Origin of the sequence: Reyranella aquatilis (genome assembly GCF_020880995.1) — a bacterium.
Classification (GTDB): Bacteria; Pseudomonadota; Alphaproteobacteria; order Reyranellales; family Reyranellaceae; genus Reyranella; species Reyranella aquatilis.
This window is the reverse complement of the sequence record NZ_JAJISD010000004.1, coordinates 418,320-432,931: the sequence shown is the minus strand read 5'-3', so window position 1 is coordinate 432,931 and position 14,612 is coordinate 418,320. Positions and strand designations below refer to the sequence as shown.

Here is a 14,612-nt window from a genome sequence, read left to right as displayed (position 1 = left end):
CGTCTTGGACTCAGGAGGCGGGCTTTTCGCCGTCCTCGGCGGTGCGGGCGGCACCCGCGACCTGCGGGGTGTCGCGCGAACTGGCGACGCGCAGCTTGGGCCGCGCAGCGGCCGCGGCTTGCGGCTGGCTGCGCTCGGCGATTCCGGCATAGAGCTGCTTGCCGGACTCGATGACGTTGACGCCGCCGAAGCGGCTGAGCCAGCGCTGGCCGAAGCGTTCGATGGCCGGCGCCATGCGCATCATCAGCCGAGAACGCGTCGGCGGCATGTAGAGCGCGCGCGTCTGGCGCAGCGGCGCGAACATGTTGGCGCGCAGCAGTGCGTTGATCTGCCCGGCCGAATAGGGATGGCCCTGGTAGAAGGGCGAACGGTCGATCTGCGACCAGAAGCCGGTGCGGGCCGGCGCGATCACGACCATGCGGCCGCCATCGGCCATCACGCGCCAGATCTCGCGCAGCATCGGCCGCAGCTGCTCGGTGCATTCCACGGCGTGGACCAGCACCACGCGATCGACTGAGCGGTCGGGCAGCGGCAGGTCGAGTTCGTCCACCAAGGTCGCGAGGTTGCGGCCCTCGCGCGGCCAGCGGGCCACGCCCTGCTGGGCCGGCATGAAGGCGAGCGTCCGTCCGGCCTCTTCCATGAAGGGGCGCAGCAGGGGCTGGGCGTAGCCCAGGCCCAGCACCGTCTCGCCGCGCACGTTCGGCCAGATCTCGCGCAGCCGCGCGCGCAGCAGCCGCCGGGTCATCTGACCGAGCGTGCTGCCGTAGAATTCCTCGAGGTCGAGGACGTCGCTCCACATGCCGCAACTGTAGCAGAAAGCCGGCCGGCCCGACCATGGCCCGCGCAAGCCAGCTCTGCTAGCGTTGCAGCATGAGCACAACGCTAGACATCGTCCGAATCCCGGTCCTGAACGACAATTACGTGTGGTTGATGCGCGAGCCGCAGAGCGGCGCCGTGGGCGTCGTCGATCCGGCGGTCGCCGGGCCGGTGCTCGCGGAGGCCGAAAAGCGGCGCTGGAAGATCACTCACATTCTCAACACGCACCATCATGGCGATCACGTGGGCGGCAACCTCGAGATCAAGAAGGCGACCGGCTGCACCATCGTCGGCCTTCGCCAGGATCGTGCCCGGATCCCCGGCATCGACGTCGAGGTCGACGACGGCGATCGCTACCGGTTCGGCGAGGCCGAGGCCGAGATTTTCTTCGTGCCGGGACACACCAGCGGCCACATCGCCTACGCCTTCCGCGACCAGAAGGCGCTGTTCTGCGGCGACACGCTGTTCGCCCTGGGCTGCGGCCGGATGTTCGAAGGCACGCCGCAACAGTTCTGGACGTCGCTCAGCCGCCTGCGCGCGCTGCCCGACGACATGCGGGTCTACTGCGCTCACGAATACACCCAGTCGAACGCGCGCTTTGCGCTGACCGTGGAAACCGGCAACCAGCAGCTCAAGGCGAGATCGGCCGCGATCGATGCAGCGCGCGCCAAGGGCGAGGCCACCGTGCCGTCGCTGCTCGGCGAGGAGAAGGCCACCAACCCCTTCCTGCGCGCCGACGTTCCGGCGGTGCAGGCGGCGGTCGGCCTCGCCGGTAGCGATCCCGTCGCGGTGTTCGCCGAGGTGCGCCACCGCAAGGACGTATTCCGCTGAAGCCACCACCGAAGAGGTAAAGGTCCCTCACTTCGTTCGGCATGACACCGCTTTCGTGATCAGCGCATCCGCGCCAAGTTCCAACACAGTGTCATCCCGAGCGTAGCGAGGGACCTTTCGCTTTCTTGCACCGTTAGACTGCGATTCGCACGCCATTGAGGACCGACATCTCGTCAGCCGTGGGCGGCTGCCACATCGTCTCGATGAAATCGAACATCGGGCGGGTGACCTCCAGGCGGAAGGTCTCTCCCTGCTCTTCGTTGCGCTGCTCGACGCGGCGCCAGCGTTCGTCGGCATCGACGTCGAGGAAATGCAGGCGCACGGCGAGGCCCGCAGCCGCTGCCCATTCGGCAATGCGCCGCCGCTGGTCGGCGCGCTGCAGGCCGAAATCGAGAATCGACGGCATGCCAACGCGGCCCGCCTGCAGCGCGGTCGCGAGGATCTGACGTTCGCAGCGCCCAGCCCGTTCCTCGATCCACGGCCAGTCCGGCCGTGCGGGCTTGTCGGGCGCGAACAGCGTCACCATCCAGTCGTCGATCGACAGGTGCAGCGCGCCGAACTGCTCGCGCAGCCGGCCGGCATAGGTCGTCTTGCCGGCGCCGGTGGAGCCGCAGATCAGGTGGATCATGCGAGGTCTCCCGGCTGGCCGGCGGTCAGGCGGCCGAGCAGATCGGCGAGGGTGGCGATTTCCGACCGGGGCCAGCGGTCGCGGAACAGGTCGGCCGCCAGGCGCTCCAGCGTCGCCCGCGCCTCGCCGACCCGCTTCTGGCCGGTCTCCGTGAGCACGACATAGGCGAGGCGGGCGTCGCGCGGATCGGCCTCGCGGCCGACGCAGCCCAGCTTCTCCAGCGGATTTGTCATGCGTGTCACAGTCGAGGGGCTGACATGCAGCCGCTTGGCGAGGTCGACGCGGCTCAGCCGCCGGAGCGGCGCCCGGTCGAGGTGCATCAATAGCAGCACTTCCTTGAGGGCGAGCCCGTGGACGGAGCCGAGTTCGCCGGCGAAGCGCTCCTCGAGGCGCGCGGCGGCGCGGAGCAGGTTCACGGTCGCGGAAAAGGATGGGGTATTCATCGGCCCTATATGGGCCGAAGTATTTCCGATTGCAAGTATATCGGAATCGATATGTCCGTTCGTCACCGTCGTACGAGGCAGAAGTACGCGCTGACTCCCAGCACCAGCGCCAGCGCGGCATAGAGCGGGACCTGCGGGACGTTGAGGAACAGCCACGGCGCCGTCAGCGGTCCGACGGCGGCGCCGAAGTCGCGCCAGGTCGAATAGCTCGCCTGGCTGGACAGCACGGTGCCGTGGCCGCGCTCGATCACCAGCACCGGGATCAGCGTGTTGAACATGCCGCGGGTGGTCACGATCATCAGCGCGCCCAGCAGCTCGTGGTCCAGCGCGATCAGCACGAAGCCCGAGACCAGCAGGGCGGCGTTGGCGATGGCGATCCGCCGGGCGCCGAAGCGGTCGCCGATCCAGCCACCGATCGGTCCGGTCGAGACCTCGACCAGCCAGCGCAGGGCCAGCAACAGCGCCGTCGCCATCACCGGGGCCACGGAGGTGATCGAGTCCTTCATCAGGAAGGCAAGCGTCAGCAGGAAGACGCCGTCGCCGGCGAAGCCCATCACGAAGCCCCAGACCTCCAGCCGGTGCGGCACCGGCAGCCGGAAGCCCTTCTTTGCCGCCGGCTCCGCCGGCAGGCGCGGCAGGACGATCGCCGCGCCCAGCGCGATCAGCGTCACGGCGCCGAAGATCAGGAACACCGGGCGGGCGCCCAGCTCGAGCACGATCCAGGCGCCGCCCACCAGCGACAGGGCCTGGACCAGGCCGATCGCCGCGCGGCTCGCGCCCACGCGCTTGCCGGCATTCGTGCGGTCGCTGACGGCATAAGCCAGGGTCGAGAGATTGAGCGAGGCATAGGATATGCCCCAGAGCACACGCGCCAGGATCTGTGCCGTCGGATTCTCGATCAGCCCGTAGATCGTCGTCGACAGGGCCGAGCCCAGCGCAGCGGCGATCATCAGCGCGTGCGGGCCGATCCGCTCGCCGAAATGGGCAACGCCGGAATTGGCAACGAGACGGATCCAGCGATTGAGCGACAGCAGCACGCCGACCATCGCCAGCGAGAGACCGAACTCCTGGTGGTAGAGCGGCAACACGGCATAGAGCAGCGTGTCGCCGATCATGCAGACGGCGATCACGAGGCCCGGCAGCGCCATGCCGACGGGCTTGGCGCGGCCCGGAGCGGCCGTGCTCACTGCGTGCGCAGGACCAGGGCTTCGCGCAGGGCCGCGGCGCAGAGCGTCGTGCCGCGACGGGCGCCGTGCAGCAGCATCGGCGAACTCAGGAAGCCGTGCAGCATGCCGCCGAACTCGACCAGGTCCGCCTGCGTGCCTTCCTGGTGCAGCCGCCAGGCATAGGCGCGGCCCTCGTCGCGCAGCGGATCGTAGCCCGCCGTCACGACCAGCGCCGGCGGCAGGCCGGCGAGCGATGCCGCGCGCAGCGGCGAGACCCGCCAGTCGCCGCGGCTGGCCTTGTCGGGCGTGTAGTGGTCGAAGAACCATTCCATCGTGACGGCGTTCAGCCCGTAGCCGTCCTCGTAGCGACGGTAGGACTCGGTGCGGGCGACCGCGTCGGTCACGGGATAGGCGAGCAACTGCATGAGGAGCTTCGGCCCGCCATGGTCGCGCGCCCAGATCGACGCGGCGGCGGCCAGGTTGCCGCCGGCGCTGTCGCCGCCGATCGCCAAGCGCGTGGGGTCGATGCCGACCGTTTCGCCATTGGCTGCGACCCACTTGAGCGCCGCCACGACGTCATCGAAGGCGCCGGGAAAGCGTGCCTCGGGCGCCAGCCGATAGTCGACATGGAACACCGCGATACCGGCTTCGATCGCGAGCTGCGCGCAGAGCACGTCGTGGCTGTCGAGATTGCCGAACACCCAGCCGCCACCGTGCGCGTAGACCAGTGCAGGAAGCTTGGCGTCCGCAGCGGCCGCCGTGGGCCGATAGATCCGGACGGGCAGGTTGCCGGCCGGGCCCGGGATCGTGCGATCGACCACGGTGACGTGAGCGGGACGCGGGCCCTGCGCACCGGGGCGCAGCGAAAGATAGAGATCGCGGGCGGCTTGCGGGCTCAGCGTGTTCCAGGCCGGACGATTCGCCGCCGCCATCAGGTCGATGAGACGCTGGGATTCCGGATCGAGAGCCATTTCCACCCACTCCATTCAAAACATTTGCCGCACTCTAGCAGGCGCCGCCCCTGTTTCGTCACGAGGCGAATGGTAAGATGTGCCATGACATTCGAACCGGACTACAGCGCGCCTTCATCGTCGTCGCCTTCCTGGTGGCGGCGGCGCTGGGACAGCGTGCGGGCATGGCGGCCGGGTCGATCGACTTCCCTGGCATCGTCAGGCGCCCCATCGTCAGGCGGGCGCACGGCCTGGAAGTGGACCTGGCGGATCGCCCTGCTTCTGATCGTTCTCTACTATCCGGTCGGCGCGCTGGTGACCGAGGACATCGACGACGATCCGCAGTTCGCGGCGCGCGGCGTTGCACCTGGCGAAAGCAAGGCGGTGGCCACGGCGGCCGATCTCGTCACCCGGGAGGTCGACGTCCACACCTGGACGCCGATGATGCCGTTCTTCATGCCGTCGGGCCTTCTCGACAACATGCCGAACTTCCAGCGCGGCATCATGTCGGCGCTCGGCCGGTTCAGCACGGAACTGATGGACCAGCTCGGCCGGACGCGCGGCTCCAGCCAGACCGATCGCGACCTCGAGCAGGCCCGCGGCTTCCTGAACGAGCAGCCCAACATCTGGCTGTGGCAGCCGAGCGTCTCGCTCCTGCCCTCGACGACCTCGGCGCAGAAGTATCGCGCCGGCCGCGACAGGCTGATGGCCTACAACAAGCGGCTGGGCAGCGGCCAGGCGGTATTCGAGCGCCGGGCGGACAATCTCCAGGCGCTGCTCGACCGTATCGCCAACGACCTCGGCTCGGACTCGGCGGCGATCGACCAGCACGTCATCGAGAAGGCCGGCGACCTGTTCGACGCACGGTGCGACGACATCTTCTATTTCAACAAGGGCCGCCTCTACGTCTATTACCTGCTGCTGCGAGACCTCGGTTCCGATTTCCAGAACGTGATCCGCGACCGCGAGCTCACGAATGCCTGGAACGGCACGGTCGAGACCTTCCGCATCGCCGCGCAGCTCGACCCGTGGGTCGTCTGGAACGGCTATCCCGATGCGCTGCTCATTCCCAATCACCTGCTCGCGCAGGGCTTCTACCTGCTGCGGGCCCGCACGCAACTGCGCGAGATCACCAACATCCTGCTGAAGTAGGCTGCGGCGTGGAGATCTACCTCCCCATCGCCGAGCTTTCGATGAACGTGTTCCTGCTGCTGGGCCTCGGCGCCGCGGCGGGACTGCTGTCGGGCATGTTCGGCGTGGGCGGCGGGTTCCTCGCCACGCCCCTGCTGATCTTCGTCGGCATCCCGCCGGCGGTCGCGGTCGCCAGCCAGGCCAACCAGGTGGTGGCCAACTCGATCTCCTCGCTGCAGGTCCAGTGGCGGCGCGGCAATGTCGACCTGCGCATGGGGCTCGTGCTGCTGGCGGGCGGCATGCTGGGCTCTTCGGGCGGCGTCTGGCTGTTCACCTACCTGAAGCGGATCGGCCAGATCGATTTCGTGATCGCCGTGCTCTACGTCGTGATGCTCTCCACGATCGGCCTGCTGATGCTGTTCGAGAGCCTGCGCAGCTATTTCCGGCGGCGTCGCAATCCCGAGGCACCGCGCGGCAAGCTGCATACCCACTATATGGTGCACCGGCTGCCGCTGAAGCTGCGCTTCTACAAGTCGAAGCTCTATATCAGCGCCCTGCTTCCGCTCGGGCTGGGCTTCCTCATCGGCATCCTGTCGGCGATCCTGGGCGTCGGCGGTGGCTTCGTGCTGGTGCCGGCGATGATCTACCTGCTCGGCATGCCGACCGCGGTGGTGATCGGGACCTCGAACTTCCAGATCCTGTTCGTGGCGGCCAACGTCACCTTCCTGCAGGCCGCGACCAACGGCACGGTCGACGTCGTGCTGGCGCTGCTGCTCATCCTGGGCGGCGTCGTCGGGGCGCCGATCGGCGCGCGAATCGCGGCCAAGCTGCCCGGCCTGGCGCTGCGGGCCCTGATGTCGATCCTGATCCTGGCGGTGGCGGCGGAATTGCTGACGGAGCTGTTGCGCACGCCGAGCTCGCTCTATTCGCTGGGCAGCCGAGAGGTGCTGCGGTGAGACGGGCCGGCACGCTGGCCGCGCTTGGCGTCGCCCTTTCGCTCTTCGTGAGCGCGGCCGGCGCCCTGGCCCAGAGCCCCCGGGTCGAGCCGGCCCCGGCCACCCGCCCGGCGCCCACCATCGGCGGGCCGCCCGACGCGATGGCTCCGCCTTCGGTGCCGACCGAACCAACGACCCCCGACCTGATCGTCGATCTTTCGCTGGCCCGCGTGTCGATCACCTCGGCCTTCCAGGGCGAGAGCATCCTGATGTTCGGCATGTTCGACCCGCCCGGCGAGATCGTGGTCGTGGTGGCGGGGCCGGCCGCGCGCGAGACGGTCATGCGCAAGCAGCGGTTCCTCGGCATCTGGCTCAATACGGGACGGCAGTCGTTCGACGACGTGCCGGCCTACTACGCGATCGCCGCCAGCCAGCCGCTGCAGCGCCTGCTGGCGCGCAGCGCCGGCGGCGAGATCCTCTCGCTCGAGGATCGCCTGGCGAGCGTCAAGCCGGCGACGCCGCGGGATGCCGCCGACCTTGCGCGCTTTCGCGCCGGCCTCGTCGAGGTCAAGCGGCGCGAGGGCCTTTATCCCGCGGCCATCGGCCAGGTCACGGTACAGGCCGGCCGTCTCTTCCGCGTCGATCTGCCGTTTCCGTCGCGCCTGCCGGAGGGCGTCTACGAGGTCCGGGTCTATCTGCTGCGCGAGGGCAAGATCGTCGCGGCGGTGTCGCGGCCGCTGCCCGTCGGCAAGGTCGGCTTCAGCGCCCAGCTTGCCGGATGGGCCAGTCACGACGGAACCTTGTACGGGCTCGGCGCCATCCTGATGGCCCTGCTGGTCGGCTGGATCGGCGGCTCCGTCATGCGGCGTCTCTAGGAGAGGGGGAGCGGTTCGATGAGCGTTCAACCGAAGTCCGACGAACGTGTCTTCCTGGTCGTGGTCGACGAGAGCCCGGAGATGCGCAACGCCCTGCGCTACGCCTGCCGCCGCGCCAAGCGCACGGGCGGCCGGGTGGCCATGCTCTACGTGATGGATCCACCGGAGGGCCAGCAATGGGGCTCCGTGGTGGAGCTGATGCGCGAGGAGGCCCGGCAGCAGGCCGAGGAAGTGGTGGCCCGCCACGCCGACGTGGCGGTGTCGCTGACCGGCCAGCCGCCGTCGATCTACATTCGCGAGGGCAAGAGCCGCGACGAACTCTCGAAGCTGCTCGTCGAGGACCGATCGATCTCGGTCCTGGTGCTGGGCAGCGCCTCGAGCGGCGACGGGCCGGGGCCTCTGGTGACGGCCTTCACCGGCAAGTCCGGTGCGCAGCTTCGCATCCCGCTGACGATCGTGCCGGGTGCCCTGACCGACGCCGAGATCGATGCGATTTCGTGAGGCGTGCAGGAAGTTTTGCCGGCGCGATGCGGCGATCCGCGCGGAATCCTTCTTTGTGTCGAAACCGGTGACAAAGGTTACATTTCGAGAAATACACGTTAAGTAATTGATAAATTTATATAATTTCAAATTATTCCATAATATTTATACAATGGCGATTCAGAATCAACTTGATCGACCTGCCCGTGGTTCCTACGTCCGAGGGCATCGAGTGGGGATGGAGACGTCCTGATCCCCAGCCTGAGCGATGCCGAGCGGGGTCTCCCGCGAAGCGTTCGAACCGGAGGTAGGTTTGTTTATCCAGACCGAGCAGACGCCCAATCCGTCGACCCTCAAGTTTCTCCCCGGCCGCGTGGTCATGGAGAAGGGGACTGCGGACTTCGCCAACGTAGAGGCCGCCACGCCGTCGCCGCTTGCCAAGAGGCTGTTCGCGATCGAGGGCGTAGAGCGCGTGTTCTTCGGGTCCGATTTCGTGACCGTCACCAAGACGGCCGACCGGGACTGGCAGATCATGAAGCCTTCGATCCTCGGCGGCATCATGGAGCACTACACGTCGGGCGATCCCGTGATCGTCGACGGAGAGGCGGCCGCGGCCGCTGCGGCGGACGACGATGAAGTCGTCGCCCAGATCAAGGAACTCCTCGACACCCGCGTCCGGCCCGCCGTGGCCCAGGACGGCGGCGATATCGTGTTTCACGACTTCCGCGATGGCATCGTCTACCTGCACATGCAGGGGTCCTGCTCGGGGTGCCCGAGTTCGACGGCCACGCTGAAGATGGGGATCGAGAACCTTCTGAAGCACTACGTGCCGGAAGTGGTTGAAGTCCAGGCGGCCCAGTAGGCCGCTTCAGCTCAGAGCGTACGCGTTGTGATGGCGTTCGCGGCTCCCCCGGGGCCGCGCGACCGGCCGTTCGTGCGAGCAAAACGAATTGAAGAGTGTGGCATGCAGTTGACCCTACGGCCCGCGATCGAGCGCGGGCGCCAATATGCTTTTCCGGCCGCATGGGCGGCAGTCCTGGCGACGGGTGTCGCCTTCTACAAACCGCTCCCGTCGATGGACGTAGCGCCCTATCTGTCTTTCGTCGGCGTCGGCAGCGCCTACGCCCATGAGGCGGAGCAGCCGTCGCTTCTCGTCATGGATGCCGAGCCGGCCGCCCTCATGTTCGTGCGGCACGAGGTGAGCGAGCCCGACGACGTCGTCAACCGCTCGCCGCGCGACGGTTCGGGGGCCCACGGCCGCTTCGCCGCCCCGGGCAACGCCGTTCGCCGCCAGGTCCAGGTGCGCGCGATCAGCCCGCGCACCGCCGACGAGCTCGCCGGCTTCTTCCGCGACGTCTCCTACACGCTCACCGATATCCGTCAGGGTGAAGCGGTGCCGCCCTACAAGGTCGATCGCGTGCCGGCCGACCTCGGCAACAAGGACGGCAACGCGCGCAAGATGCTGTTCATCACCGCGCTGCTGCCGGTGATCCTCGAGGTCAACCAGCGCGTGCTGGCCGACCGCGAGCAGCTCCTCTACCTGCGCGACAAGCTCTATTCGACGCCGCAGATGCTGACGGCCATCGAGCGCATCTGGCTCGACGATCTCGCCGATCGATACGACACCTCGGCCGACAAGATCGACGAGCTGGTCCGTCGCGTCGACATCGTTCCGCCGTCGATGGCGATCGCCCAGGGGGGCGTCGAGTCCGGCTGGGGCACCTCCTTCGCCGCGCGCACCGGCAACGCCCTGTACGGCCAGATCCAGGCGGTCGGGCGCCACAGCGTCTCCGTGCCGTGGAAACCCGGCGCCGGCATGCCGCAGCCTTTCGCCGACGTCGGCGAATCGACCGAAGCCTACATCACGAACCTCAACACCCATCCCGCCTATGCCGGCTTCCGCAACGAGCGCGCCGCGATGCGCGCGCGCGGCGAGGCTCCGGACGGCTTCCGGCTGATCGGTTCGCTGCTTCGTTATTCGGAGCGCGGCCAGGAGTATGTGCAGTTCGTCCGCCAGATCATGCGCGAGAACGATCTGCGCGATTTCGACAAGGCGCGGCTCTCGGGCTTCTGAGGCGCCCCGTCACCAACATCGGTCACATCATCGGACGCGGCAGGTCTGCGTCCGAGACGAGCGGATAGCGCCGGGCGTCGAACAGCTGATAGTGCCACCATTCGTTGCGGTAGAAGTCCCACCCGGCGGACGTCATCAAACCCATGAGCAGCAGGCGGTTGCGCTGCGCCTCGACCGGAATGTCGGTCCGCCCGTGATGGGACAGCGGCGTGAAGGCGTCGAAGCCGGTGCCCATGTCGAGTTCGCGCCCCTCGCCGTCGAGCAGGCTGAGATCGACCGCCACGCCGCGCGAATGCGGCGAGCCGCGACGGGGATCGGCGATGAACTCGGGATCGGGATTGACGTTCCACAGGGCCCATTGCGCCTCGACCGGCCGCAGCGCATCGAAGATCCGCAGGCGATAGCCCAGCGGCCGCGCGAGTTCGATCGCCGCGGCGAGCTTCTCGGCAGCCTCGCGATGCAGCCAGCATTCGGCGTTTCGGTACACCGGCCGTCCCGTTAGATTTGCGTCCGTCGCATAGGCCAGCGTCACATCGACGTCGAAGTCGGGCGGAGCGATCGCAACAATGTCGAGCTTCATGACACAACAATGCCCAGCCGCTTCTCCTGGCGCCAGTACCCTGCGCGGCCTCAGCCTGTGAGCGCGGTTCTCGCCTTCGACTGCGCCGTGAGCGGACAGGGTGTCGCGGTCCTGCGCGATGGCGTCACTCTCGTCAGTCTCCTGGAGGAGGGCCGCGAGCAGGCGGCGCGTCTTCTGCCCGCGATCGCCGACGCGCTCGACCGGGCCGCAATCGCCCGGCGACAGCTCGACCTGATCGCCGTCACGACCGGGCCGGGCAGCTTCACGGGCGTGCGCGTGGGATTGTCGGCGGCGCGCGGCCTCTCGGTCGGTCTCGGCATTCCCCTCGCGGGCATTCCCACCACCACGGTATTGCGCGCCCAGGCGCCCGCGACCGACCGGCTGGTGGTCGCCGCGGTCGACACCAAGCTCGGCGACTGGTTCTGCGCGATCGGTGCGGAGCCCGAGGCGTTCGCGACGACCGCGGCGGACCTCGCGGCGCGACTGGCCGGACGCGCGTGCCTGATCGTCGGCAAGGACGTGGGCCCGCTCGTCCAGTCGCTGAGGGCCGCCGACATCGATGCGATCGCCCACGACGGCCCACCCGATCCGGCCGTCCTCGGCGGCCTCGCCGAGAGTGTCGGCGTCGAGAAGTGGCGCCGGCGCAATCGCGAGGAGGGCCTGCCGCGGCCGCTCTATCTGCGGGGCGTGAACATCACCCTGCCGGATGGCGCCCGCCGCACGGTCGAGTGATGGAGGCGGGCTTCACCCTTGTCCGCCTGGGCGCGCTCGATCTCGACAGCGCGGCGCGTCTCCATCGCGACTCCTTCGGTCCGATGGGCGAGCGCGGCTGGACGCGGCAGGATGTTGCGGGGCTGATGTCGTCGCCGGGAAGCGCCGGCTTCCTGCTGAGGCAGGCCGACGTCGACATCGGCATGGCCTTGTGTCGCGTCGTGGACGACGAGGCCGAACTCATGGCCGTCGCGGTCGAGCCCGGCCACCGCCGCCGCGGCGCGGCGCGCCGGCTCCTCGATGCCGTGATGGAGCAGGCCCGCGCCGCCGGGGCGAAGACGCTTTTCCTTGAAGTCGGTGCGGATAATCCCGGTGCCCGGACGCTCTACGATTCGCTCGGCTTCGTCGTCGTGGGCAAGCGCGCCGGCTATTATCCCCGGCCCGGCCGGGCGCCGGCCGACGCTTTCATCATGCGTCTCACTCTCATCTGATCAGGCGCGGCGGATGATCACGATTTGGGCATCGCCCTCGGCCTCGATGGCCAGGATGGCGTGGCCCTCGTCGCGTGCGGCGCGCGGAACGTTGCGCAACGGCTCCTCGCCGCGAAGCCTTACGGCCAGCGTTTCGCCGGGCTTCATGCGTTCGAGCCTGAGCTTGGTCCGGACGAACGTCATGGGACAGACCTCGCCGGTAATGTCGATGTCATGGTCGGCGTGTATGGACATGTCCAACTATACCCCGAACGCCTGCCAGTGTAGGGTAGGCCGTCATGCCAGACCGGAAATCCAAACTCGAAATCCTATGCGCAGAGCGCGGCCTCAAGATGACCGACCAGCGACGCGTGATCGCCCGCGTCCTGTCGGAAGCGTCGGATCATCCCGACGTCGAGGCCGTGCACCGTCGCGCCACCACGATCGACGCGAACATCTCGATCGCGACGGTGTACCGGACGGTACGCCTGTTCGAGGAAGCGGGCATCCTGGCCAAGCACGACTTCGGCGACGGGCGTGCCCGCTACGAGGAAACGCCGGACGAGCACCACGATCACCTGATCGACATCCAGAGCGGCAAGGTTGTGGAATTCCACAACGACGAGATCGAGGAACTGCAGCGGAAGATCGCCGAGAAGGCCGGCTACCGGCTGGTCGGTCATCGCCTGGAACTCTACGGCGTTCCTCTGGACGGGAAATCCGACCACCAAAAATAAGTGGACTGGACCGGCGCCACCCCGATAATGGGCCCATGATCGGGGCGGCCCCCTTGCGGATTGTTCATGCGCATCGACCGCGTTGACAGCGAAGCCGAGCTTCTCGGACCGCCGGTCTCCAATGCGGAGATCGTGAAGGTCGTGGCTGGCGATTTCGAGGTTCGCCTGGCGCAGACCGCTGCCGAGATCGAAGCGGCACAGGCACTGCGGTTCCGCGTCTTCTATGAAGAAATGGCGGCGCACGCCTCCCCCGAAATGAAGGCGCTCGGCCGCGACTTCGATCCGTTCGACGAGGTCTGCGACCATCTGCTCGTGCTCGACCGCCGCCGCGGCGAAGGACCCGAGGGCATCGTCGGCACCTATCGACTGATCCGCCGGTCGGCGGCGCTGAAGATGGGCCGCTTCTACTCGTCGGCCGAGTACGACATCCAGAAGATGATCGACTATCCGGGCGAGGTCCTGGAACTCGGCCGCTCCTGCATCGCCAAGGATGCGCGCAACACCGCGACCATGCAGATGCTGTGGCGCGGCATCGCGCTCTATGCCTACCACTACAACATCCAGGTCATGTTCGGCTGCGCCAGCCTGCCGGGCGTCGATCCGGAGCAGCACGCCCAGGCGCTTTCCTACCTTTATCACCATCATCTCGCGCCGCCCGACATCCGCGTGCGCGCGCTGCCGAGCCGCTACGTGAAGATGGATATGCTCGAGCCCGGCAGCTACGACCCGCGCAAGGCGATGGCGCGCGTGCCGCCGCTGATCAAGGGATACCTGAGGCTCGGTGGCTTCGTCGGCGACGGCGCGGTGATCGACCCCGAATTCAACAGCACCGATGTCTTCATCATCGTGAAGACCGAACTGGTGACCGAGAAGTACATCCGCCACTACGAACGCGGGATGCGTGAGTAGCGCGGCGGACGCTCCTGTCGCCGCGACCTGGATCGGCTCTCCTCTGCGTGGCGCGTTTCGGCTGTTGAGCTACCTGCTGCTCACGCTGGTCCTGCTGCCGTTCCATCTTCTGGCGCTCGCCTGTCGCATCACGCCGGTCGTGCGCTGGATGCCGGTGTTCTATCACCGGACGGTCTGCACCATCCTCGGGATCAAGGTGAAGGTGAACGGCGCGCGGTCGACCGTCACGCCGACCCTCTATGTCTGCAATCACGTCTCCTATCTCGACATCGAGGTGCTGGGCGGCCTGATCCCCGGCAGCTTCGTGGCCAAGGCCGAGGTCGCGACCTGGCCGTTCTTCAGCACGCTGGCGAAGGCGCAGCGCACGATCTTCGTCGAGCGGCGCTCGAGCAAGACCAGCAACAGCCGCGACGAGATGCTGCGGCGCCTGAACACCGGCGACAATCTCATGCTGTTTCCCGAGGGGACCAGCAGCGACGGCACGCGCGTCCTGCCGTTCCGCAGCGCCCTGTTTGCGGTGGCGCAGCTTCGGCGCGACGACCGGCCCATCGTCGTGCAGCCGGTCGCGATCTCCTACACGCGGCTCGACGGCATTCCGCTCGGTCGCTACTGGCGGCCCCTGTTCGCCTGGTTCGGCGATCTCGACCTCGTGCCGCACCTCTGGCAGATGGTATGCCTCGGCGAGACCGAAGCGGTCGTCACCTTCTTCCCGCCGATCGACATCGACCAGCTGGGCGACCGCAAGAAGCTCGCCGAGCATTGCTTCCGCCAGGTTTCCTCCGGCGTGCAGGCGGCGAATTCCGGCCGCCCGGAGCTGCTGCCGCCGCTGGCCGAGCCGGCGCCCGCCGGCCCTCGACCCTGATCGGTGGCGGTGAT

At 67.8% G+C, this 14,612-nt stretch carries 19 protein-coding genes; 12 read left to right on the top strand and 7 right to left on the bottom strand.

What is annotated here, in order from left to right:
* Positions 1–10 precede the first annotated feature (10 nt).
* Positions 11–799: a class I SAM-dependent methyltransferase gene (locus tag LJ725_RS12510; protein WP_230550986.1), complete on the bottom strand. Its 789-nt coding sequence runs from the start codon at positions 797–799 to the stop codon at positions 11–13.
* A 71-nt stretch (positions 800–870) separates the two neighbouring features.
* On the opposite strand from LJ725_RS12510, the gene gloB reads away from it, so the two are divergent.
* The gene (gene gloB, locus LJ725_RS12505) at positions 871–1,647 is read left to right on the top strand and encodes a hydroxyacylglutathione hydrolase (protein ID WP_230550985.1); all 777 of its coding nucleotides are present in this window, start codon (positions 871–873) and stop codon (positions 1,645–1,647) included.
* A gap of 133 nt (positions 1,648–1,780) precedes the next feature.
* Here gloB and LJ725_RS12500 read toward each other — a convergent pair whose 3' ends face one another.
* From LJ725_RS12500 to LJ725_RS12485, 4 genes are all read right to left on the bottom strand, one after another.
* Positions 1,781–2,275: an AAA family ATPase gene (locus LJ725_RS12500; RefSeq protein ID WP_230550984.1), complete on the bottom strand. Its 495-nt coding sequence runs from the start codon at positions 2,273–2,275 to the stop codon at positions 1,781–1,783.
* Positions 2,272–2,718 carry a MarR family winged helix-turn-helix transcriptional regulator gene (locus tag LJ725_RS12495; RefSeq protein WP_230550983.1) on the bottom strand — a complete coding sequence of 149 codons (447 nt, stop codon included), beginning with the start codon at positions 2,716–2,718 and terminating at the stop codon, positions 2,272–2,274. The genes LJ725_RS12500 and LJ725_RS12495 overlap by 4 nt, the downstream gene beginning before the upstream one ends.
* A 62-nt stretch (positions 2,719–2,780) precedes the next feature.
* Positions 2,781–3,905 carry an MFS transporter gene (locus tag LJ725_RS12490; RefSeq protein ID WP_230550982.1) on the bottom strand — a complete coding sequence of 375 codons (1,125 nt, stop codon included), beginning with the start codon at positions 3,903–3,905 and terminating at the stop codon, positions 2,781–2,783.
* Positions 3,902–4,855, bottom strand: a complete 954-nt coding sequence (locus LJ725_RS12485; RefSeq protein WP_230550981.1) for an alpha/beta hydrolase — start codon at positions 4,853–4,855, stop codon at positions 3,902–3,904. The genes LJ725_RS12490 and LJ725_RS12485 overlap by 4 nt, the downstream gene beginning before the upstream one ends.
* Before the next feature lie 84 nt (positions 4,856–4,939).
* Here LJ725_RS12485 and LJ725_RS12480 point away from each other — a divergent pair, with 84 nt between their 5' ends.
* The 6 genes from LJ725_RS12480 to LJ725_RS12455 all read left to right on the top strand — a co-directional run bounded on the left by LJ725_RS12480 (position 4,940) and on the right by LJ725_RS12455 (position 10,329).
* Positions 4,940–5,986, top strand: coding sequence for a DUF2333 family protein (locus tag LJ725_RS12480; protein ID WP_230550980.1), 1,047 nt, complete (start codon positions 4,940–4,942; stop codon positions 5,984–5,986).
* Between the two features lie 8 nt (positions 5,987–5,994).
* Positions 5,995–6,921: a sulfite exporter TauE/SafE family protein gene (locus tag LJ725_RS12475; RefSeq protein ID WP_230550979.1), complete on the top strand. Its 927-nt coding sequence runs from the start codon at positions 5,995–5,997 to the stop codon at positions 6,919–6,921.
* Complete coding sequence (locus tag LJ725_RS12470) at positions 6,918–7,775, top strand: TIGR02186 family protein (protein WP_230550978.1); 858 nt, start codon at positions 6,918–6,920, stop codon at positions 7,773–7,775. The genes LJ725_RS12475 and LJ725_RS12470 overlap by 4 nt, the downstream gene beginning before the upstream one ends.
* An 18-nt stretch (positions 7,776–7,793) precedes the next feature.
* On the top strand, positions 7,794–8,276 hold the full coding sequence (locus tag LJ725_RS12465; protein ID WP_230550977.1) for a universal stress protein: 483 nt from the start codon (positions 7,794–7,796) through the stop codon (positions 8,274–8,276).
* A gap of 292 nt (positions 8,277–8,568) precedes the next feature.
* Entirely contained in the window at positions 8,569–9,117 is a 549-nt protein-coding gene (locus tag LJ725_RS12460; RefSeq protein WP_230550976.1) for a NifU family protein, read from the top strand.
* 102 nt (positions 9,118–9,219) lie between these two features.
* Positions 9,220–10,329 carry a glucosaminidase domain-containing protein gene (locus LJ725_RS12455; RefSeq protein ID WP_230550975.1) on the top strand — a complete coding sequence of 370 codons (1,110 nt, stop codon included), beginning with the start codon at positions 9,220–9,222 and terminating at the stop codon, positions 10,327–10,329.
* A 22-nt stretch (positions 10,330–10,351) separates the two neighbouring features.
* On the opposite strand, the gene ddpX is transcribed toward LJ725_RS12455, so the two are convergent.
* A complete protein-coding gene (gene ddpX, locus LJ725_RS12450; RefSeq protein WP_230550974.1) occupies positions 10,352–10,909 on the bottom strand; it encodes a D-alanyl-D-alanine dipeptidase in 558 nt (185 codons plus the stop codon).
* 9 nt (positions 10,910–10,918) lie between these two features.
* Between ddpX and tsaB the strand changes: the two genes are divergently transcribed.
* Together tsaB and LJ725_RS12440 are read left to right on the top strand one after the other, a co-directional pair.
* Complete coding sequence (gene tsaB, locus LJ725_RS12445) at positions 10,919–11,641, top strand: tRNA (adenosine(37)-N6)-threonylcarbamoyltransferase complex dimerization subunit type 1 TsaB (RefSeq protein ID WP_230550973.1); 723 nt, start codon at positions 10,919–10,921, stop codon at positions 11,639–11,641.
* Positions 11,641–12,111, top strand: a complete 471-nt coding sequence (locus LJ725_RS12440) for a GNAT family N-acetyltransferase (protein WP_230550972.1) — start codon at positions 11,641–11,643, stop codon at positions 12,109–12,111. The genes tsaB and LJ725_RS12440 overlap by 1 nt, the downstream gene beginning before the upstream one ends.
* On the opposite strand, the gene LJ725_RS12435 is transcribed toward LJ725_RS12440, so the two are convergent.
* On the bottom strand, positions 12,112–12,345 hold the full coding sequence (locus LJ725_RS12435; protein ID WP_230550971.1) for a sulfurtransferase TusA family protein: 234 nt from the start codon (positions 12,343–12,345) through the stop codon (positions 12,112–12,114). It lies immediately after the preceding gene.
* A gap of 44 nt (positions 12,346–12,389) precedes the next feature.
* Here LJ725_RS12435 and LJ725_RS12430 point away from each other — a divergent pair, with 44 nt between their 5' ends.
* The 3 genes from LJ725_RS12430 (at position 12,390) to LJ725_RS12420 (ending at position 14,598) form a co-directional block, all read left to right on the top strand.
* Entirely contained in the window at positions 12,390–12,827 is a 438-nt protein-coding gene (locus LJ725_RS12430) for a Fur family transcriptional regulator (protein WP_230550970.1), read from the top strand.
* 66 nt (positions 12,828–12,893) lie between these two features.
* A complete protein-coding gene (locus LJ725_RS12425; protein WP_230550969.1) occupies positions 12,894–13,736 on the top strand; it encodes a GNAT family N-acetyltransferase in 843 nt (280 codons plus the stop codon).
* The gene (locus tag LJ725_RS12420; RefSeq protein WP_230550968.1) at positions 13,729–14,598 is read left to right on the top strand and encodes a lysophospholipid acyltransferase family protein; all 870 of its coding nucleotides are present in this window, start codon (positions 13,729–13,731) and stop codon (positions 14,596–14,598) included. The genes LJ725_RS12425 and LJ725_RS12420 overlap by 8 nt, the downstream gene beginning before the upstream one ends.
* The last annotated feature ends 14 nt before the right edge of the window (positions 14,599–14,612 follow it).